The organism is Bradyrhizobium sp. 1(2017), assembly GCF_011602485.2.
Classification (GTDB): domain Bacteria; phylum Pseudomonadota; class Alphaproteobacteria; order Rhizobiales; family Xanthobacteraceae; genus Bradyrhizobium.
In genome coordinates this window covers 2,263,035-2,282,567 of the sequence record NZ_CP050022.2, presented here as the reverse complement: position 1 = coordinate 2,282,567, position 19,533 = coordinate 2,263,035, and the positions used below count along the sequence as shown (strand labels likewise).

The following is a 19,533-nucleotide window of genomic DNA, read 5'->3' as shown; positions in this document are numbered from 1 at the left end:
TTTGCGACGCGGGGATGACGCCCGGGAGCTAGCGCTTCCAGTTGCAGATGCCGCCGGAGCGGCAGGGCCAGGTCTGGATACGCGTGTCCATCGCCTGCGCGTCGAGCGGATTGCCATGGCGATGCGACAGCCTGGTGCGCGCTGCGCCGCGCGGCTGGCTGCTCTTCGTATGGGCAACCTTCGGCTCCGGAATGTGCACGCGTTCAGCTGCAACTTTCTTCGGCACGTCGAGTGGCCTGGCATGCGCCTGCGCCTCGTTGCCGCCGCGCGCCTCCAAAGCCACCGGCGCGAATTGCGTCTCCGGACCGAGCCGCTTCGGCGACAGCACGGCCTTGGAAAGATCGAGGCTCAGATATTCGTCGGGCTTGTAGTCGTCAGCGCGCACGATGCCGGCCCCCGCGAGAACGAGGGCGATGGCAACTGCAAAGGGAACACTTTTCAGGACCACGGGACGCCTCCTGAAATCGATTATGAAAGGGGTAATTTACCCTTATCTAGGAGGCGCCACGCGCGATTCCAGCGGTCAGTTGCCGCCGTGGTTAAGAAGTTTGGTGGTGTCAGGCGACCTTTCGCGTCGTTCCCGTCCCATCCAGGAACCCCATCAGGCGGCTGCGGATGATCTGCTCGGCCTCGGCCATGATGCGGTCGACGAGTTCCTTGCAGGAGGGGACGTCGTGGATGAGGCCGGCGACCATGCCGCAGCTCCAGGCACCGGCATCCATCTGGCCCTCCAGCATGATCCTGGGATAGACGCCCGCGACCTGGTCGTGGATGTCGTCGATCTTGAGCCTGTCGCCCTTCTCGCGCTCGATCTCGATGAGGCGATCGACATTGGCGTTCCTCAGCACGCGCTCGGTGTTGCGCAGGCTCCGCATGATCAGACGAGTGTCGAGCTCGGTCGCGGCGACCAGCGCGTTCTTCACGTTCTGATGGACCGGCGCTTCCTTGGTGGCGATGAAGCGCGTGCCCATGTTCATGCCCGCCGCGCCCAGCGACAGCGCCGCGACGAGGCTGCGTCCGTCGGCCATGCCGCCGGAGGCGACGAACGGGATCTTCAACTCTTCCGCCGCGCGCGGCAGCAGGATCATGTTCGGGATATCGTCCTCGCCGGGATGACCGCCGCACTCGAAGCCGTCGACGCTGACGGCGTCACAGCCGATGCGTTCCGCCTTCAGCGAGTGACGGACCGAGGTGCATTTGTGGATCACCTTGATGCCGGCCGCCTTCAGCGCCGGCATATAGGCTTCCGGGCTGCGGCCCGCGGTCTCGACGGCCTTGATACCGCCCTCGACGATTGCCGCGATGTATTCGGGATAAGGCGGCGCCGAGAAGGTCGGCAGGAAGGTGAGGTTCACACCGAACGGCTTGTCGGTCATGTCGCGGCAGCGCGCGATCTCCTTGGCCAGCAGCTCGGGCGTCTTCTGCGTGAGGCCGGTGATGATGCCGAGCCCGCCGGCATTGGAGACGGCAGCGGCCAGTTCGGCAAAGCCGACGAAATGCATGCCGCCTTGGATGATCGGGTGCTCGATGCCGAACAGTTCGGTGATCGCGGTCTTCACGTCGTTTCCTCCGGGGGCTTTTGCTTGATGTCGGATTCAGTCTAGCCGCAGTCGCGTGCCGCGGTCACCATTTCTCTCCGAACGGGCGGATCTCCATCTCGAAGGTCCAGGCGCTCTTGGGCTGCTGGTAGAGCTGCCAATAGGCGTCAGCCACCGAGGATGGCGGCATCAGGAGATCGGGATCGTCCAGCGCATTCGGCCCGAGCGCCTCGAGCCGGCGCTGGCGCACCCATTCGGTGTCGACGCCGGAATCGATGATGAGATGAGCGACGTGGATGTTCTTCGGCCCGAGCTCGCGCGCCATCGCCTGCGCCACCGCGCGCAGGCCGAACTTGGCGCTGGCGAAGGCGGCAAAGCCGCTGCCGCCGCGCAAGGAGGCTGTGGCGCCGGTGAAGAAGATGTTGCCGCCGCCGCGCGGCAGCATCAGCCGCGCCGCTTCGCGCCCCGCCAGGAAGCCGGAATAGCAGGCCATCTCCCACACCTTCCGGAAGACGCGCTCCGTCGTGTCGAGGATCGGGAAATTGACGTTGGCGCCGACGTTGAAGATGCAGACGTCCAGCGGCGCATGCTTGTCGGCGTCGTCGAGGAAGGCGATGACCTCGTCTTCCTTTCGCGCATCGAGCGAACGCGCGTGGATTTCACCACCGGCAGCTTCGATGTCCTTCACCAGCGGCGCGAGCTTGTCGCCGTTGCGGCGGCCGGCGAAGACCGTGAAACCTTCGGCGGCGAACTTCTTGGCGATCTCCGAGCCGATGAAGTCTCCGGCCCCGATGACGGCCGCAGTGGCGTTTCGCTTGGGCAAGGTCGCCTCCTCTGGTGAGCCACGCATGGGCGCGCGGCGTGTGTTGAAGGCTATAGTTCTAAAATAGAACTGTCAAACCTAGGGCATAAATGGTAGATTGCCTAACCAATTACGCTGACCGTTCAAGTCAGTTCCTTTTTCAGACTGACTGCCCGCGGAGACCGCACATGAAATGGGACGCGCTGGACGAAGAGCCCTGCTCGCTCGCCCGCACCATCGCCGTGATCGGGGACCGCTGGACGCTGCTGATCCTGCGCGAGTGCTTCTTGCGCGTGCGACGGTTCGAGGCGTTCCAGTCCTCGCTCCAGATCACCCGGCACCTGCTGTCGGAGCGGCTGAAGAAGCTGGTTCGTTTCGGCATCCTGCGCCGCGTGCCCTATTCCGAAGCGCCGAAGCGCTACGAGTACATTCTCACCCAGAAAGGCCTCGACCTCTACCCGATCATCATGGCGATGGTGCATTGGGGCGACGCCCACATGGGCGACGAGCGCGGCCGCCCGCTGCTCCACGAGCACAAGACTTGCGGCAAGTTGTTCGATCCCGTGATGGTGTGCTCGGAATGCGGCGAGCCACTGCATGCCAAGCAGGTGCATGTGCATGCGGGGCCGGGGCGGCGGAAAGCGGTGGCATGAGCCAGGCGGGCGCGCCTCTCAACCCCGTCATTGCGAGGAGCCCTTGCGACGAAGCAATCCAGAACTCTTCCGCAGACGCAGTCTGGATTGCTTCGCTGCGCTCGAAAGGACGGGAGTGGTGGCGAGTTTGCCTCAATGCCCGCGCGCCGGCGCTCCCAGGTCGATCCGGCGCAGCACCGCCGCCGTGGGGATCATCAGCAGCGCGACGATCGCGAGCGTCCAGAACACGTCGATATAGGCCAGCAAGTCCACCTGCCGCTGCAAGGTCTTGCCGACCCAGGCGACTGCCTGCGCGGCGGCATCGCTTGCGTTCGAACCCTGCGCCTGGAAGTAGCGCGTCATCGCGTCGATGGTCTGCTGATAGCCGAGATCGGACGGCGCGGCGTGCTCGACCAGCCTGCTCTGGTGGAATTGCTGGCGCTGCGCCAGCATGGTCTGCGCCAGCGCAACTCCCATCGACCCCCCGATGTTGCGGGCGACGTTGATCAGCGCCGAGGCCTGGTTGGTCTTGTCCGGGGGAATGCCGTCATAGGAGGCCGTCGTCACCGGCAGGAACAGGAAGGGAAGACCAAGCGCAAGGAAGATACGCGACAACGCCGCGTAGCCGTAAGTGATGTCGCCGGTCAGCCCGGTGAGATGCCACATCGAGAAGGCGACGATGGCGGCACCGCACATGATGAGATATTTCGGCTGCACGATGCCGACGAGGCGACCCACCACCGGCATCAGCACCAGCGTCGCAACCCCGCCGGGCGACAGCGCGAGGCCGGCCAGCATGGCGGTGTAGTTCAGCTCGGTCTGGAGCAGTTGCGGCAGCAGCTGTGTCGTCGAGATCAACACCGCGCCTGTGCCGAGCATGACCAGGAAGCAGGCGGCGAACTGGCGCCGGCCAAGCAGGCGAAGATCGACGATGGGTTCCTCCCGCGTCAGCTCCCACGGGATCAATGCAAGCAGCGAGACGGCTGCGAGGACGGCAAAGACGACGATCATGCTCGATCCGAACCAGTCTTTGCGCTGGCCTTCGTCGAGCACGAATTCGAGCGAGCCGAGCCCGATTGCGACCAGGGCGAAACCGACATAGTCGACGCGCAGCCCCCGGCTGAGCAGCTTTGCCCTCTCCTCCACCGCGCCCGACGGCTCCTTCACGAGCGAGCCGACCAGGAACAATGACAGCAATCCCATGGGAACGTTGATCAGGAACACCCAGTGCCAGGTGTAGGTGTCGGTGATCCAGCCGCCGAGCGTCGGGCCGATCACCGGCGCGACCACGACGGCGACCCCGTAGACCGCAAAGGCCTGGCCGCGCTTATGCGGCGGGAAGGAGTCGGCGAGGATCGCCTGCTCGCTGGTCGCCATCCCGCCGCCGCCAAGGCCTTGCAAGATCCGGAACAGCACCAGCGATTCCAGATTCCAGGCGAAGCCACAGAGCAGCGACGCCAGCGTGAAGGTCGCGACGCACATCATGTAGAAGCGCTTGCGGCCGATCACCGTCGACAGCCAGCCCGAGATCGACAGCACGATGGCATTGGCGACGAGATAGCTGGTGATGACGTAGGTGCTCTCGTCGATGCCGACCGCCAGGCTGCCGGCGATGTGGCGCAACGCGACGTTGGCGATGGTGGTGTCGAGCACCTCCATGAAGGTCGCGATCGAGACCACGAAGGCGATCAGATAGGGATTGTGCCCGCCCGCCGCGGACCGCTCCGGTGACCATCCGCCGGCGGACGCGCCGCCTTGCGTTGCGTCCGTCATCGCACCCTGGTCCAGGGCACGACGGACATGCCGGGTCCGACCGGCAGGTCCGGCGGCCAATTGTCGACCACGATCTTCACCGGCACACGCTGCACGACCTTGACGTAGTTGCCGGTGGCGTTTTCCGCCGGCAGCAGGCTGAACGCGGTGCCGGAGCCCGGTTGCACGGAATCGACGTGGCCGGTCAGCTTGCGGCCGGGATAGGCATCGATGCGAATCTCGACCGGCTGGCCCGGGCGCATGTCGTTGAGTTGGGTCTCCTTGTAGTTGGCGACGACCCAGACCTGGTCCGGGACGAACATCATCAGGCTTTGGCCCGCGGTGACGAATGTGCCCTTGGCACCGGAGAGCTTGACGACACGGCCCGCCTGCGCGGCGACCACGCTGGTGTATTGCAGGTTCAGTTTGGCCTGATCGAGCTGGGCCTGCGATTGCTCGAGTTGCGCCTTGGCGCCTTCCAACTGCGCCTGCAGCGTCTTGATGCCAAGCTGCGCCGACGTCACGGCCGTCCTGGCGCGTTCGGTATTGGCCTGCTGGGCCTGAAGATCGGAGCGGGTCTGCTGCTGGCGCTGCACGGTGCCGGCGCCCTTCTCGGCCAACTCTTCCGCGCGCTTGAACTCCTCCTGCGAGAACTGAAGCTGGGCCTGCGCCTGCTCGAGCTGGGCCTGGGCCTGTTTGATCTGCTCCTCCTGGGAAACGATCTGCGCCTCGACATTGTCGATGTTCGCCTTGGACACCGCGACCTGCGCGTTGGCCTGCTCGACCGCGATCCGGTAGTCGCGCTCGTCGATCTTGGCGAGAAGGTCGCCCGCCTTGACGTGCTGGTTGTCCGTGACCGGAACGTCCGTCACGTAGCCGCTCACCTTCGAAGCCACGGAAAAGCTGCGCGCGGCGACGAAGGCGTCGTCGGTGGACTCGTAGTGACGGACCTCGAGCCAATAAAGCAGGCCGCCGGCCAGCGCCGCGATCACCGCAATGGCGCCCACGGTTGCGACCAGCCAATGCTCGCGGAGCCGGTCTCGCAGCGACGGCGCCGGCTTATCCGACTGATCTTTGACGTCGCTGACCTGATCGGGACTCGGTCTTGGAGCTTCCTTCGCCCTCTGCGGCTGCTCCGCGGACGGCCCACGCTCCCGGATTTGAGCATCCACGGCGAACACCTTTTGTCGGGACTACCGGCAGCAAGCGGCTTGAACCAGGCTCGCGCGCCGGGAGGCCAACCGCAGTGCCAGAGCATGGTTCCGCTGTGCTCAGCAGCTCTGCGATTCGTGAACGCGGTGCGCAAAAAAGAAGCGCGACACCGGTGCCGCGCTTCTCGATGATGTCTCGCGAGCGGCACTTCAGTGCGTCTTGGTCTCGTGCCACTTCTCGAGATCGGGCTTCACCTCGTCCGATCCCTGCTCTTTCTCTGGATTGCCCTTCCAGGGCTTGTCCGTCTGTCTGTGCGAACCCCAGTCGTTCTGATCGCGGGGATCGTCGGTGGGCCGTTCCTTGCTCATCGATCTGCCTTTCCGTGCAACGCCTATGCGAAGGGAACGCCATAGTAGGAGTTGATGCCACGAACCGCGGCATCATCACCCCAGTTCCAGTCACTGCGATCGCCATATTTCGGCGCGCCTTCCAACTCCTTGGTGGTGATGCCAGTGACATAGCCGCCGAGTTCGGTGTCGTATTTCAGCGACTGCCATGGCAGGGGGTAATGGTCATTGCCAAGACCCAGAAAGCCGCCAAAGCCAAGGACCGCATAGGACACCTTGCCGCTGACCTTATCGATCATCAACCGTTCGATCGAACCGATCCGGTTGCGATCGGCGCCGTAGACCGATGTTCCCTCGACCTTGTCGCTGCCGATCAGCCGTCCGGTCTCGCTGCGATCCAGCTCACCTTGATTCAACATCTCATGTCTCCACTCAGCCAACACATGAATCAACTTGCAGGTCGGGCCGATCGTTCCAGATGGCGCGGTGCGTCATCTCGCAACCAAAAAGGAACATCACCGGCAACGCGCCGTTCTTTGGCTATCCCGGCGACGGCATCAACGGCGTGTTCGGCGCGATGAACCGGGCCGACGGCAAGATAGGGTTCGTCCAGGCGCGGCACGAGGAGATGGCGGCGTTCTTGGCGACCGCCTACGCGAAGTTTTCAGGCCAGGCCAAGAATTTCTCGCTCGCCCTGATGAAGGGCGATCCGAACGGAAGCGGGATGATCAAAGGCGCAGCGCGGCAGGTGCTCGAATCGATCCTGCCCGGAAAGCGATGAGGTGAACCATGAGCGACTTCCGCGATATCCAGCACGGCGTCAACGACCCGGTCGACGGCGTCGACGTGAAGCAGCACTTCAACGACAACCGGACGCCGCATGAGCGGGCGCAGCGCCATGCCGACGTGCGCGCCGAAGCCACCGCCGCGCCGTCCGAACCGTTTCTGCCCGAGCGGCTTCGACGCAAGCCGACCGATCCGATCAATCCACGCACGGGCCGCAATCCCACGGACTAGTCGTTAGGAACCTCGGTCGGCGCGGCGTGTTGAACGGCGCAACATGGCGCGGCACACGGCCGCGCCATCAATTCAGGGACCGGACCATGAAACGAACCATCATCGCCATTGCTTGCATGCTTCTCGCAGGCCCTGCACTGGCGCAATCCTTGGGCGAAAAGACCGGCGTCAATTCGGCGCTCGGGGTCGCGCCGTCCACAGCCGACTTCGTCAAGCAGGTCGCCATCAGCGACATGTTCGAGATCGAATCGAGCAAGCTCGCCGAGCAGAAGGGCAACGCGCAGGAGAAGAGCTTCGCGCAGCAGATGGTGACCGATCACACCAAGACCAGCACCGAGCTCAAAGGGCTCGTCAGCGGCGGCAAGGTGGAGGCGACCCTGCCGACAGCGCTCGACAGCCCGCACCAGAGCAAGCTCGACAAGCTCAAGAGTACGAGCGGCAAGGACTTCAGCTCGGACTACAACTCCTATCAGGTCAGCGCCCATGAGGACGCCGTCTCGCTGTTAGAGCGCTACGCCAAGGGCGGTGAAAATGCCGCGCTGAAGGACTGGGCGGGCAAGACGCTGCCGGCGCTGAAGCACCATCTCGACATGGCCAAGGAGCTCGGCAAGGCCCCGAGCGTGGGCCAGACCAAGTAACGCATTGCTGAGGGACGCCGGCCCCTCCGGCGTCCTTCGCTTAGCAACGACAGCCGTCTCCGCGCATTGAGCTTCGACCATCGCGGAGAGCATGATGTCGAACCCCAGCAAAACTTCCTTGTCCCGCCGGCACGTCGTCCACGCCGCGAGCGCAACGCTCGCGGCGGCTTCGCTGGCATCCACAGCGAAAGGAGATACGTCCATGGCCGAGCACGCCTTGATCGATCCCGTCAGCCGCTATCCGAAGCCGCCGTTCAAGAAGCAGTCGCAGCCCTGGCCAGGTCTGGCCGGCAAGATGGAGCCGCGGCCGGACCATGGCGAGACCAGCTACAAGGGCTCCGGCCGGCTCGCCGGTCGCAAGGCCCTGATCACCGGCGGCGATTCCGGCATGGGCCGTGCCGCCGCGATCGCCTATGCGCGCGAAGGCGCCGATGTCGCCATCAACTATCTGGCCGCGGAAGAGCCCGATGCGCAGGAGGTGATCGCACTGATCAAGAAGGAAGGCCGCACCGGACTTGCGATCCCCGGAGACCTCAAGGACGAAGCCTTTTGCAAGCAGCTGGTCGAGCAGGCCGTGCAGGGCCTCGGCGGCCTCGACATCATCGTCAACAACGCAGCACGCCAGCAGACGCGCGCCTCCATTCTCGAGGTCTCGTCGGAGGATTTCGATGCGACGATGAAGACGAACATCTACGCGCCGTTCTGGATCATCAAGGCGGCGCTGCCGCATCTCAAGCCCGGCTCCTGCATCATCGGCACCACCTCCGAGCAGGCTTACGACCCCTCGCCTGATCTCTACGACTATGCGCAGACCAAGGCGGCGACGATGAACTATGTGAAGTCACTGGCGAAGCAGCTCGCCTCCCGGGGCATCCGCGTCAACGGGGTCGCGCCCGGGCCGATCTGGACGCCGCTGCAGGTCTCCGGCGGCGCCACGATGGAGAAGCTGGAAAAATTCGGCGGCATGACGCCGTTCGGCCGTCCCGGCCAGCCGGTCGAGCTGGCTTCGATCTACGTGCAGCTTGCCGCGGCCGACGCCAGTTATGCGACCGGGCAGGTATATGGCTCGGCAGGAGGATCAGGTCAGCCCTAGAACCGAGGTGGTCGCGTTTCAGGAACCATCTTTGTCGCACATCTTTTACAAAACTGTCGTGGAGACAATGTCGCCGGCGAACCGATGGCGCTCGTAACAGTCAAACCCACCCGGATCGATACGGCGATCGCCAACGAGATCGCGCACAACACCAACTCTGGGCTCGAGCATGCTGCCCAGGCAATGACCTGGGGTGCCGACGAGCATGTGCTCGTCGCGCTCGCCGCGGCAGGATGGCTCTACACCCGGCTGCGCAAACCGCAGAAGCGTCGGATCGCCGATCACGTCCTGACCGTGTCGCTGGCGACTGCCGTGCTGCCGCATGTTCTGAAATCCCTGTTCGATCAGACAAGGCCGGACCGGCTCACGGTCAGCGGGCACCGGCACGGTGTTCCCTATTCGGGGCGCCCCCGCGATGCGTTTCCCTCTGGTCATGCCGCGCACATGGGCGCCCTCGCCTCGGCCGCCGGCCTGTTGCCACCACTCTCACGCCACCTGGCGCGCACACTGGCAGTAACGTTGTCGTTGACGCGCGTGGCGCTGCTCGCGCATTGGGCCAGCGACGTGGCGGCGGGCTTCACCCTCGGCATCGTCGTCGAGCGGCTTTTCAGGCCGTTCACGCTGGCAAGGTCACGGCAGGAACGATCCACAGCCGCGCGGGGCCGGCCATGACGGAATATATCCTGCGCTTCATCGCGGGCGGCGTCATCGTCTCCGCCTTCGCGTCCTTGGGAGACATGCTCAAGCCCAAGAGCTTTGCCGGGCTCCTCGGCGCCGCGCCGTCGGTCGCGCTCGCCACGCTTGGCATTGCGGTGGTTCAGCACGGCCCGCAATATGCGGCGGCCGCGAGCTGGACCATGATCTACGGCGCGATCGCTCTCGGCTGCTACAGCGTCGCCGTGTGCCATCTCTTGATGAGATTCCGTGTCGCGGCGCTGCCCGCCACTATCCTTGCCTTTGCGGTTTGGCTCGTGGTCGCCTTCGGCCTGCTCGCGGGTCTCGGAGGCTCCGCCTGATGCTGGTCAAGCTGTCATCGTCCGTACTCAAGCAGACGCACTGGTACGAATACGCGGTGCGCTTCGCGCTTGGCGGGCTCGCCACGGTCGCGGCGGGGCTCATCGGCAGCCATTTTGGCGTCGCGATCGGAGGGCTCTTTCTCGCGCTTCCCGCCATCTTTTGCGCCAGTGCAACGCTGATCGAGAGCCATGAACGACGTGCCAAGGAAAAGGCTGGCCTCAGCGGGCGAAGACGCGGGCAGCAAGCCGCAGCTTTGGACGCAGCCGGCGCGGGTCTCGGAAGCATCGGCCTCGCAGCCTTCGCGGCGGCCTTTTACGTCGTGATATCGGCAAGCACCATCGGAGCATTCGTCAGCGCCATCCTGGCCTGGGCGCTGGTGTCCGTATCGGCATGGTGGCTGAGGCGGAAGCTTCGTACCACCTCAGACCATGCAGGGGCCGAACACGGGGTTCGATCAGCGCGGGGCTGAAGTTTCTTGCCGTGGCATCAGGAAATCGTACATCTCGGCGGCCGTCTGGAGCTGTTCGAGGCGCGCAACAAAGGAATTGCGTTGCTGCCCGTCCGGCAACCTCGCCATCTCGTGCTCGAGCCGCTGCTTTTGCGCCGCGAGGCGTTGCTCGAATGTGTGTGGCTCAGAGCGTCTTCGCATCATCCGTCCTCGGTGGCTGCAGCCCCGGGCTGTTCACCCAGCGCTCGACTTCCTCGATGACCTTCTGGTGGCTCGGACGCACCGGTTTCGGCGCGCCGATTTCTTCCGAAAGCTTGCGGGGTAACCTGACTTCGTCCGTTATGGCCTCTCTCCCTCTCAAGGGAAATGCACCAGCGCGCGACTCGTTTCACGTTAACATATTGATTTTCCTTGATATTTTTACTCAACTGGCAATTTTTGCGACTCTTATGGAACTCACTGCCTTCTCGTCGATTGAGTAAACTACTCAACTTGCTCAATTTGCGTGATCGACCATGAACGACCTTCGCGCCGAGCGCCTTCAGGTCATGCTCTCCCCGGAAGAACTGGCCGCTGTTGACGATTTCCGGTTCAAGCATCGCATGCCGACCCGAGCGGCAGCGGTTCGCGAACTTCTCAAGTTCGGGTTGGCCGCGGTGGGCGTCGATGCGGCAGCCGGTGTGAAGTCGAGCAGTTTCGGCGTATTCGGCCGCGGCCCCGACGGACATACTCAGGGCGATCCGGACGCCGAGCCCGAGACCTGACCCCGTAGCCCGGTCCAAAAGCAAACGACCCCGGCACAGGGTGCCAGGGCCGTCCTTGGAGATTGCTTCCGGCGCACCGGGGGCATGACAGCCGAAAGCAATCCGTCGACGCTTCGCGCCGGGATTCGTTCCTCGTTCGGGCTAGCCCGTGGAGTCGCTTGACCCATCCGGCATCGCGCCGGAGCCCGGCGTCTTGCTTTCGTCGTTCAGCTTGGGATCGCGCGTTGCTTCCCGTGAGGGCGAGCCCTTCGGATTTGTCTTGTGAACGGTCTGCGCGCGTTGCTTGTCACGCGGCTGTTCTTCGCCACGCTTGTCTCGGACTATGCCCTGATGCGAATTCGCCATGACGTCCTCTCGCCTCTCTCGATGTTCGAAGCGGTTACGCGCAGGCACGTCGATTGTTCCGGGCGAGAAAGTGTGAGGCTAACTACGCACCGCGTGGACCGCGGCCGATGCATTTTCCAGATGCACCTGCCGCACAGTCGTCACGGTCGCGAACGCGACCGAGACGCCAAAAGCGACAATGAGCGAGAGAAGGGCCAGACGTGGAGCCATTGCGATCCTCCTTCTGGAGTCGAAAATGAACGCGATCGACTGTTCACGGATGATCCTGGATTGATCTCCTGCGTTCCGTGCGCGGTCTCACACACAACCTCACGAGCGGCTGCCGTCCCCGCTTTGGCCGTTGACGACCTTTACGGGAGGGACTTCTCCGTCGAGCCAATCCTGTTCCTTCGCGAGGGCCGTCCAGGCGTCGGCCATGCGCGAATACCGCTTGTAAGCGGGCTTCCCTTCCGCTCGCTCGGCGAGCTGAAGGCAGTTGTCGGCGTTATCCCTGAAAATGTCAGACTGTTTCATGCAAGAAGACGTGGGGACGGAACTCTCCCGTCGCAATGCCATTAACGGATCGTAACGTTCGGGGAACTTCGCGCGTGATCCGACATTGATATCGATGCGAGTTTTCGTCGCGATAGTCCTGGCATTCCTCGGCACGGCCGCGCTTGCAGACAGTACGGGCGAGCGCAAGCCTGGCGACCGCATGCCGAATGCAACCGACGTCATCAGCGGGCTCTACGCCTTCAGCCGATTCCAGCAGGGTCTCTTGGAAAGCACCGACCTCAAGGGCAATGCAGAGGTGAAGAACCTTGCCGCGCTACGCGCCGAAGAGGCCGCCAAGCGCGACAAGGCGCTGAAACAGATTCAAGAAGCGATCGGTGCGGAGCCGCGCGTCAGCAAGGCGGCGTCGGCAAGTGCGAGCCTCGTCGAACCCGAAACCTCGGACGGGCCAACCTACGTCAGAAGCTTCTATGCCTCGCAGATTCCCGAATATGAAGCAACGATCGATCTGCTTGAACGCTATTTGAAGGCGCCCGACAATGCCGCGCTTGCGGCATTCGCACGCGAGCAGCTCCCGATGCTGCGTGCGCAGGTCAAGGCGGCCGAACGCACCATGGCGGACAAGTAACCGCCTTTACTTCGGGCGTTGCTGGCTCTCCGGCCGCACCGTCCGGTTGCTCTCGGGCATCCTGTCCCGGCCTCCATCCCCGTTGTCATCCTTTCCGCCCGAGGTCGAGGTGCCACTGCCGCTCGGGTTCGATCGGTTGGCCGTCCCCGTGGTCGGGGTATCCGCACGGGGCGTCGCCGAGCTTGCGGCGGGATCGCCGGTCACGGCCCCGCGGCCGCTGGGCTCGCCGCCCTGTGCAAGGGCCGGTCCGGCAAACAACATGACGATGATCGCAGCCAATCCAGCTTTCATTTGCGCACTCCTGTCTGTGCTGGCTAACAGCAGGGCTGCTGCTCCGTTCCGAAAGGAGTGTGCCCGGAGGAGAGCTACCGAATCTCTTTTGAACCGGTGTGGAACCAATCGGGGGGATCGAAGTTGTTGACACCGGGCTGAGCAAAGCAGGTTCCAACTTCTCGCGCCGCACCTTGGCGCTTGATTTCGAATTGGGCTGACGCTCTATTTTGACCAATCGCGTCACGCCTTAGATTCGGCCGACGCCTGCGGGGGAAACAGTATGAGCGACCTCGATCCCGGAACTGCATCACGCTCCGGTCGTCGCGTCCCAAAGCCAAAAAACAGCGATATGTCGGACCCGGATTCCCGGGCGGAATTGCTGCTCGCCTTGCAGGCCATGCGCAGCGGCGACTTCTCCGTCCGAATGAGTGGCGATTATCTCGGCATCGACGGAAAGATTGCCGACACTTTTAACGAGATCATCGCGGCCAACCAGCGCATGGCACAGCAGCTCGAGCTGGTCGGTCAGGTGGTGGGACGCGAAGGCAAGACCCGGCAGCGCGTGAAGTTCGGCCTCGCCTCCGGCTCCTGGGCCGACATGGAGGGCTCGGTCAACACGCTGATCGACGATTTGTTGTGGCCGACACGCGAGGTGACGCGCGCGGTCGCGGCGGTGGCGCAAGGCGACCTGCTCCAGACCGTCAAGCTCGATGTCGACGGCCGGCCGCTGCGGGGCGAATTCCTGCAATCGGCCAACATCGTCAACACCATGATCAAGCAGCTCGGCGTGTTCACCTCCGAGGTGACGCGCGTGGCGCGCGAGGTCGGCACCGAGGGCAAGCTCGGCGGACAGGCCCAGGTGCTGGAGGTGACCGGCGTCTGGAAGGACCTCACCGAGAGCGTCAACTCGATGGCGAACAACCTGACCAACCAGGTTCGCAACATCGCCGAGGTGACGATCGCGGTGGCCAACGGCGACTTGTCGAAGAAGATCACCGTCGACGTCCGCGGCGAGATCCTCCAACTCAAGGAAGCCATCAACACGATGGTGGACCAGCTCCGCTCCTTCGCCTCCGAAGTGACGCGCGTGGCGCGCGAGGTCGGCACCGACGGCAAGCTCGGCGGTCAGGCGATCGTGCCCGGCGTCGCCGGCACCTGGAAGGACCTCACCGACTCCGTCAACGCGATGTGCGGCAACCTGACCGCACAGGTGCGCAACATCGCCCATGTGACGACCGCCGTGGCGCGCGGCGACCTGTCGCGCAAGATCACGGTCGACGTGCGCGGCGAAATCCTGGAGCTGAAGGACACCATCAACACCATGGTGGACCAGCTCAACTCGTTCGCTTCGGAAGTGACGCGCGTGGCGCGCGAGGTCGGCACCGAAGGCAAGCTCGGCGGCCAGGCCCAGGTGCCCGGCGTGGCCGGCACCTGGAAGGACCTCACCGACAACGTCAACTTCATGGCGTCGAACCTGACGGCTCAGGTCCGCAACATCGCCGACGTCGCCACCGCGATCGCGAGCGGCGACCTTTCCAAGAAGATCACCGTCAACGTCTCGGGCGAGATCCTTCAGCTGAAGGAGACGCTCAACACCATGGTCGACCAGCTCAACGCCTTCGCCGGCGAAGTGACGCGCGTGGCGCGCGAGGTCGGCACCGACGGGCGGCTCGGCGGCCAGGCCAACGTGCTCGGCGTCGCCGGCACCTGGAAGGACCTGACCGAGAGCGTCAACTCGATGGCCTCGAACCTGACGGCGCAGGTCCGCAACATCGCGGAGGTGACGACGGCGGTCGCCGGCGGCGACCTGTCGAAGAAGATCACCGTGGACGTTCGCGGCGAGATCCTGGAGCTGAAGGACACCATCAACACCATGGTGGACCAGCTCAACGCCTTCGCCGGCGAAGTGACGCGCGTCGCGCGCGAGGTCGGCACCGAAGGCAAGCTCGGCGGCCAGGCCGTCGTGCGCGGCGTCGGCGGCACGTGGAAGGACTTGACCGACAGCGTCAACTCGATGGCCTCGAACCTCACCGGCCAGGTCCGCAACATCGCCGAGGTCGCGACCGCGGTGGCGAAGGGCGATTTGTCCAAGAAGATCACGGTGAACGTCTCGGGCGAGATCCTTCAGCTGAAGGAAACGCTCAACACCATGGTCGACCAGCTCAACGCCTTCGCCGGCGAAGTGACGCGCGTCGCGCGCGAGGTCGGCACCGACGGCAAGCTCGGCGGTCAGGCCGGCGTGCCCGGCGTCGCCGGCACCTGGAAGGATCTGACCGACTCCGTGAACTCGATGGCGGGCAACCTCACCGCCCAGGTCCGCAACATCGCCGAGGTCGCGACCGCGATCGCCGGCGGCGACCTTTCCCGCAAGATCACCGTGGACGTGCGCGGCGAGATCCTTCAGCTGAAGGACACCCTGAACACGATGGTCGACCAGCTCAACCGCTTCGCGGGCGAGGTGACGCGCGTGGCGCGCGAGGTCGGCACCGAAGGACGCCTGGGCGGTCAGGCTAACGTGCCTGGTGTCGCCGGCACCTGGAAGGACCTCACCGACTCCGTGAACTCGATGGCGGGCAACCTCACCGCCCAGGTCCGCAACATCGCCGAAGTGACGACCGCCGTGGCGCGCGGCGACTTGTCCCGCAAGATCACCGTGGATGTGAAGGGCGAAATCCTCGAGCTGAAGAACACTATCAACACCATGGTGGACCAGCTCAACGGCTTTGCCGGCGAAGTGACGCGCGTGGCGCGCGAGGTCGGCACCGAGGGCAAGCTCGGCGGTCAGGCCGAGGTGCCCGGCGTCGCCGGCACCTGGAAGGACCTCACCGACAACGTCAACTTCATGGCCTCCAACCTGACGGCCCAGGTCCGCAACATCGCCGAGGTCGCGACCGCGATCGCCGGCGGCGACCTGTCGAAGAAGATCACGGTGGACGTGCGCGGCGAGATCCTTCTCTTGAAGGACACGCTGAACACCATGGTCGAGCAGCTCCGCTCCTTCGCCGCCGAAGTCACGCGCGTGGCGCGCGAGGTCGGCACCGAGGGCCGGCTCGGCGGTCAGGCCGTCGTGCCCGGCGTCGGCGGCACCTGGAAGGACCTGACCGACAACGTCAACCTGCTCGCCGCGAACCTGACGACGCAAGTCCGCAACATCGCCGAGGTCACCACGGCGGTCGCGCGCGGCGACCTCTCGCGCAAGATCACCGTCGACGTGAAGGGCGAGATTCTCGAGCTGAAGAACACCATCAACACCATGGTGGACCAGCTCAACGCCTTCGCCGGCGAAGTCACGCGCGTGGCGCGCGAGGTCGGCACCGAGGGCAAGCTCGGCGGCCAGGCGCAGGTGCCCGGCGTCGCCGGCACCTGGAAGGATCTCACCGATACCGTGAACCTCATGGCCGCGAACCTGACCGAGCAGGTGCGCGGCATCGTCAAGGTCGTGACCGCGGTCGCCAACGGCGATCTCAAGCAGAACTTGACGATGAAATCGCGCGGCGAGGTCGCCGCTCTCGCCGATACCATCAACAACATGACCGAGACGCTCGCGACCTTCGCCGATCAGGTGACGTCGGTGGCGCGCGAAGTCGGCGTCGAAGGCCGCCTCGGCGGCCAGGCCAACGTGCCCGGCGCCGCCGGCACCTGGAAGGACCTCACCGGCAACGTCAACCTGCTCGCGGCCAACCTCACCTCGCAGGTGCGCGCGATCGCGGAGGTCGCGACCGCCGTGACCAAGGGCGACTTGACGCGGTCGATCCAGGTCGACGCCCGCGGCGAGGTCGCGGAGCTGAAAGACAACATCAACACGATGATCACGAATCTCCGTCTGACGACGGACGTGAACACCGAGCAGGACTGGCTGAAGACCAACCTCGCCAAATTCACCAACATGCTGCAAGGCCAGCGCGACCTCACCACCGTCGGCCGGCTGCTGCTCACCGAATTGTCGCCACTGGTGAACGCCCATACCGGCGTGATCTACCAGGTCGAGAGCGAGGACAATCCGCAGCTCCTGCTGCTTGCGTCCTACGCCAGCGACGGCATCTATCCCTATCAGCGCGTGCTTCAGTTCGGCGAAGGCCTGATCGGCCAGTGTGCCCTCGACAGGCGGCCGCGCGTGGTCGGCGACATTCCGTCCGACGTCGTGCCGATCAACTCGGCGCTGTTCCGCGTCGCGCCGAAGAACCTCGTGGTGCTGCCGGTGCTGTTCGAGGGCCAGGTCAAGGCGGTGATCGAGCTCGCCTCGCTCGTCTCCTTCACGACCTCGCAAATGACGTTCCTGGAGCAACTCACCGACTCCATCGGCATCGTGCTCAATTCGATCGAAGCGACGATGCAGACCGAGGGCCTGCTCAAGCAATCGCAGCAACTCGCCGGCGAGCTTCAGACCCAGCAGCGCGAGCTGCAGCAGACCAACGACCAGCTCGAACAGAAGGCGCAGCAGCTCGCCGAGCGCAACGTCGAGGTCGAACGCAAGAACCAGGAGATCGAGCAGGCCCGCCGCGCGCTGGAGGAAAAGGCGACCGAGCTCGCGCTGACCTCGAAGTACAAGTCCGAATTCCTCGCCAATATGAGCCACGAGCTGCGCACGCCGCTGAACTCGATCCTGATCCTGGGACAGCAGCTCACCGACAATCCGGACGGCAACCTCTCGGCCAAGCAGGTCGAATTTGCCCGCACCATCCACGGCGCAGGCACCGACCTGCTCAACCTCATCAGCGACATTCTCGATCTGTCCAAGATCGAGTCCGGCACGGTGACGGTCGACGCCGAGGAGATCCTGACCGCGAACCTGCTCGAGACCGTCGGGCGGCCGTTCCGTCATGAAGCGGACAATCGCGATCTGTCGTTCAAGATCGACGTCGATCCGAACCTGCCGCGCAGCATCGTCACCGACTCCAAGCGCCTGCAGCAGGTCCTGAAGAACCTGCTCTCCAACGCCTTCAAGTTCACCGCCGTAGGCGAGGTGCGCCTCACGGTCGCCGGAGCGGTCGGCGGCTGGGGCACGGATCACCCGGTGCTGAATTCCGCGCCGGCCGTGATCGCGTTCGAAGTGTCCGACACCGGCATTGGCATTCCCCTGGAGAAGCAGAAGCTGATCTTCGAGGCGTTCCAGCAGGCGGACGCCGGCACCAGCCGCAAATACGGCGGCACTGGCCTCGGCCTCGCGATCAGCCGCGAGCTCGCAAGCCTGCTCGGCGGCGAGATCCATCTGCGCAGCTCGCCGGGCAAGGGCTCGTCCTTCACGCTCTATCTGCCGCTGAAATATTCCGGCCCGACGCTCGCACCCCGCGCGGCGCCTGCGCCTCAGCAATACAGCCAGCCGCCGGCGCTACAGCCGGCAGCCGCCGACCCGCAGCAGCAGCAGCGCGTCATCGAGCAGCTTCCCGACGACCGGCTCAACCTCGAGCCCGGCGACAGCATCCTCCTGATCGTCGAGGACGACCCGCACTATGCACGCGTGCTGGTCGACCTGGCGCGCGACAAGGGTTTCAAGGTGCTGGTCGCAGCCCGCGGCGCGGAAGCGCTGGAACTCGCCAAGCAGTACCAGCCGAGAGCGGTTTCGCTCGACGTATTCCTGCCGGACATGCTGGGCTGGACCGTGCTGAGCCAGCTCAAGCATAATCCCCTGACCCGCCACATACCCGTGCAGATCATCACGCTTGACGAGGACCGCCAGCACGCGCTGGCGCGCGGTGCCTTCTCCTTCGTCAACAAGCCGACGACGACGGAAGGCGTCTCCGCCGCGCTGACGCAGATCAAGGAATATGCACGGCCGCGGCGCAAGCGCCTCCTGATCGTCGAGGACAACGAGGCCGAGCAGCTCTCGATCCGCGAGCTGCTGCATCACGACGACATCGAGATCGTCGCGACCGATACCGGCGCCGGCGCGCTCTCGACCCTGCGCGAGCAGCCCTGCGATTGCGTGGTGCTCGACCTCAGGCTGCCGGACATGACCGGCTTCGAGGTGCTGGACCAGATCCGCAACGACGAGGCGCTGTCGAACGTCCCGGTCGTGGTGTTCACCGGCCGCGAACTGTCGGCGGAGGAAGATGCGGAACTCCACACCATGGCGCGCAGCATCGTGGTCAAGGGCGTGGAATCGCCGGAACGCCTGCTCGACGAGACCGCGCTGTTCCTGCACCGCGTCATCACGGAACTTCCGGTCGAGAAGCAGCGCATGCTGGAGAAGCTGAACAGTTCCGATGAGGACCTGATCGGCAAGACTGCCCTGCTCGTCGACGACGACGCCCGCAACATCTTCGCGCTGTCGAGCGTGCTGGAACGGCGTGGCATGAAGGTGCTGACGGCCACGACCGGCAGCGAGGCGGTCGCGCTGGTCGAGTCCAACCCGGAAATCGCCATCGTGCTGATGGACATCATGATGCCGCAGATGGATGGCTATCAGACCATGGGCGTGATCCGCGAGAATCCGGCCTTCGCTCGACTACCGATCATCGCGCTGACTGCCAAGGCGATGAAGGGCGACCGTGAGAAATGCCTGGAAGCCGGCGCCTCCGACTATCTCGCCAAACCCGTCAACACCGATCAATTGCTGCTTGCGATCCGCATGTGGCTGCACCGCTGAGTTGGATCC

General features: G+C 64.6%; 21 protein-coding genes and 1 pseudogene. 11 read left to right on the top strand and 11 right to left on the bottom strand.

The window, feature by feature from the left end:
- Positions 1-28: 28 nt before the first annotated feature.
- The 3 genes from HAP40_RS10935 to HAP40_RS10925 form a co-directional block, all read right to left on the bottom strand.
- Positions 29-448, bottom strand: a complete 420-nt coding sequence (locus HAP40_RS10935; protein WP_166817794.1) for a hypothetical protein — start codon at positions 446-448, stop codon at positions 29-31.
- Positions 449-557: 109 nt separating this feature from the next.
- Entirely contained in the window at positions 558-1,559 is a 1,002-nt protein-coding gene (locus HAP40_RS10930; RefSeq protein WP_166817795.1) for an NAD(P)H-dependent flavin oxidoreductase, read from the bottom strand.
- Between the two features lie 64 nt (positions 1,560-1,623).
- On the bottom strand, positions 1,624-2,361 hold the full coding sequence (locus HAP40_RS10925) for an SDR family oxidoreductase (RefSeq protein ID WP_166817796.1): 738 nt from the start codon (positions 2,359-2,361) through the stop codon (positions 1,624-1,626).
- A gap of 167 nt (positions 2,362-2,528) precedes the next feature.
- On the opposite strand from HAP40_RS10925, the gene HAP40_RS10920 reads away from it, so the two are divergent.
- A complete protein-coding gene (locus HAP40_RS10920) occupies positions 2,529-2,993 on the top strand; it encodes a winged helix-turn-helix transcriptional regulator (protein WP_166817797.1) in 465 nt (154 codons plus the stop codon).
- A gap of 132 nt (positions 2,994-3,125) precedes the next feature.
- On the opposite strand, the gene HAP40_RS10915 is transcribed toward HAP40_RS10920, so the two are convergent.
- The 4 genes from HAP40_RS10915 to HAP40_RS10900 form a co-directional block, all read right to left on the bottom strand.
- Entirely contained in the window at positions 3,126-4,745 is a 1,620-nt protein-coding gene (locus HAP40_RS10915; protein ID WP_166817798.1) for a DHA2 family efflux MFS transporter permease subunit, read from the bottom strand.
- Entirely contained in the window at positions 4,742-5,896 is a 1,155-nt protein-coding gene (locus HAP40_RS10910) for an HlyD family secretion protein (RefSeq protein ID WP_166817799.1), read from the bottom strand. The genes HAP40_RS10915 and HAP40_RS10910 overlap by 4 nt, the downstream gene beginning before the upstream one ends.
- Positions 5,897-6,085: 189 nt before the next feature.
- Positions 6,086-6,244 carry a hypothetical protein gene (locus tag HAP40_RS10905; RefSeq protein ID WP_166817800.1) on the bottom strand — a complete coding sequence of 53 codons (159 nt, stop codon included), beginning with the start codon at positions 6,242-6,244 and terminating at the stop codon, positions 6,086-6,088.
- Positions 6,245-6,267: 23 nt separating this feature from the next.
- On the bottom strand, positions 6,268-6,642 hold the full coding sequence (locus HAP40_RS10900; protein WP_166817801.1) for a PRC-barrel domain-containing protein: 375 nt from the start codon (positions 6,640-6,642) through the stop codon (positions 6,268-6,270).
- 59 nt (positions 6,643-6,701) lie between these two features.
- Here HAP40_RS10900 and HAP40_RS10895 point away from each other — a divergent pair.
- From HAP40_RS10895 to HAP40_RS10860, 8 genes and pseudogenes are all read left to right on the top strand, one after another.
- Positions 6,702-6,896, top strand: a pseudogene (locus HAP40_RS10895) (thiamine pyrophosphate-binding protein); the annotation flags it as partial.
- Between the two features lie 116 nt (positions 6,897-7,012).
- Positions 7,013-7,240, top strand: coding sequence for a hypothetical protein (locus tag HAP40_RS10890; RefSeq protein WP_166817802.1), 228 nt, complete (start codon positions 7,013-7,015; stop codon positions 7,238-7,240).
- Positions 7,241-7,326: 86 nt separating this feature from the next.
- Complete coding sequence (locus HAP40_RS10885; protein WP_166817803.1) at positions 7,327-7,878, top strand: DUF4142 domain-containing protein; 552 nt, start codon at positions 7,327-7,329, stop codon at positions 7,876-7,878.
- Positions 7,879-8,080: 202 nt separating this feature from the next.
- Positions 8,081-8,971 (top strand): SDR family oxidoreductase, encoded by an 891-nt coding sequence (locus HAP40_RS10880; RefSeq protein ID WP_208024790.1) that lies wholly within the window; start codon positions 8,081-8,083, stop codon positions 8,969-8,971.
- A gap of 84 nt (positions 8,972-9,055) precedes the next feature.
- Positions 9,056-9,643, top strand: a complete 588-nt coding sequence (locus HAP40_RS10875) for a phosphatase PAP2 family protein (RefSeq protein ID WP_166817805.1) — start codon at positions 9,056-9,058, stop codon at positions 9,641-9,643.
- A complete protein-coding gene (locus HAP40_RS10870; protein WP_166817806.1) occupies positions 9,640-9,987 on the top strand; it encodes a DUF3147 family protein in 348 nt (115 codons plus the stop codon). The genes HAP40_RS10875 and HAP40_RS10870 overlap by 4 nt, the downstream gene beginning before the upstream one ends.
- Entirely contained in the window at positions 9,987-10,457 is a 471-nt protein-coding gene (locus tag HAP40_RS10865; protein WP_166817807.1) for a hypothetical protein, read from the top strand. The genes HAP40_RS10870 and HAP40_RS10865 overlap by 1 nt, the downstream gene beginning before the upstream one ends.
- A gap of 494 nt (positions 10,458-10,951) precedes the next feature.
- Complete coding sequence (locus HAP40_RS10860; protein WP_166817808.1) at positions 10,952-11,200, top strand: hypothetical protein; 249 nt, start codon at positions 10,952-10,954, stop codon at positions 11,198-11,200.
- 141 nt (positions 11,201-11,341) lie between these two features.
- Here the strand turns inward: HAP40_RS10860 and HAP40_RS10855 are convergent, their stop codons facing one another.
- The 3 genes from HAP40_RS10855 to HAP40_RS10845 all read right to left on the bottom strand — a co-directional run bounded on the left by HAP40_RS10855 (position 11,342) and on the right by HAP40_RS10845 (position 12,058).
- Positions 11,342-11,545: a hypothetical protein gene (locus HAP40_RS10855; RefSeq protein WP_166817809.1), complete on the bottom strand. Its 204-nt coding sequence runs from the start codon at positions 11,543-11,545 to the stop codon at positions 11,342-11,344.
- Positions 11,546-11,623: 78 nt separating this feature from the next.
- Positions 11,624-11,755: a hypothetical protein gene (locus HAP40_RS10850; protein ID WP_256380444.1), complete on the bottom strand. Its 132-nt coding sequence runs from the start codon at positions 11,753-11,755 to the stop codon at positions 11,624-11,626.
- Between the two features lie 99 nt (positions 11,756-11,854).
- Entirely contained in the window at positions 11,855-12,058 is a 204-nt protein-coding gene (locus HAP40_RS10845; protein WP_166817810.1) for a hypothetical protein, read from the bottom strand.
- Between the two features lie 94 nt (positions 12,059-12,152).
- Between HAP40_RS10845 and HAP40_RS10840 the strand changes: the two genes are divergently transcribed.
- Positions 12,153-12,665, top strand: coding sequence for a DUF4142 domain-containing protein (locus tag HAP40_RS10840; protein WP_166817811.1), 513 nt, complete (start codon positions 12,153-12,155; stop codon positions 12,663-12,665).
- A gap of 6 nt (positions 12,666-12,671) precedes the next feature.
- Here the strand turns inward: HAP40_RS10840 and HAP40_RS10835 are convergent, their stop codons facing one another.
- Positions 12,672-12,956: a hypothetical protein gene (locus HAP40_RS10835; protein WP_166817812.1), complete on the bottom strand. Its 285-nt coding sequence runs from the start codon at positions 12,954-12,956 to the stop codon at positions 12,672-12,674.
- A gap of 262 nt (positions 12,957-13,218) precedes the next feature.
- On the opposite strand from HAP40_RS10835, the gene HAP40_RS10830 reads away from it, so the two are divergent.
- A complete protein-coding gene (locus tag HAP40_RS10830; protein WP_166817813.1) occupies positions 13,219-19,524 on the top strand; it encodes a HAMP domain-containing protein in 6,306 nt (2,101 codons plus the stop codon).
- Positions 19,525-19,533 lie beyond the last annotated feature (9 nt).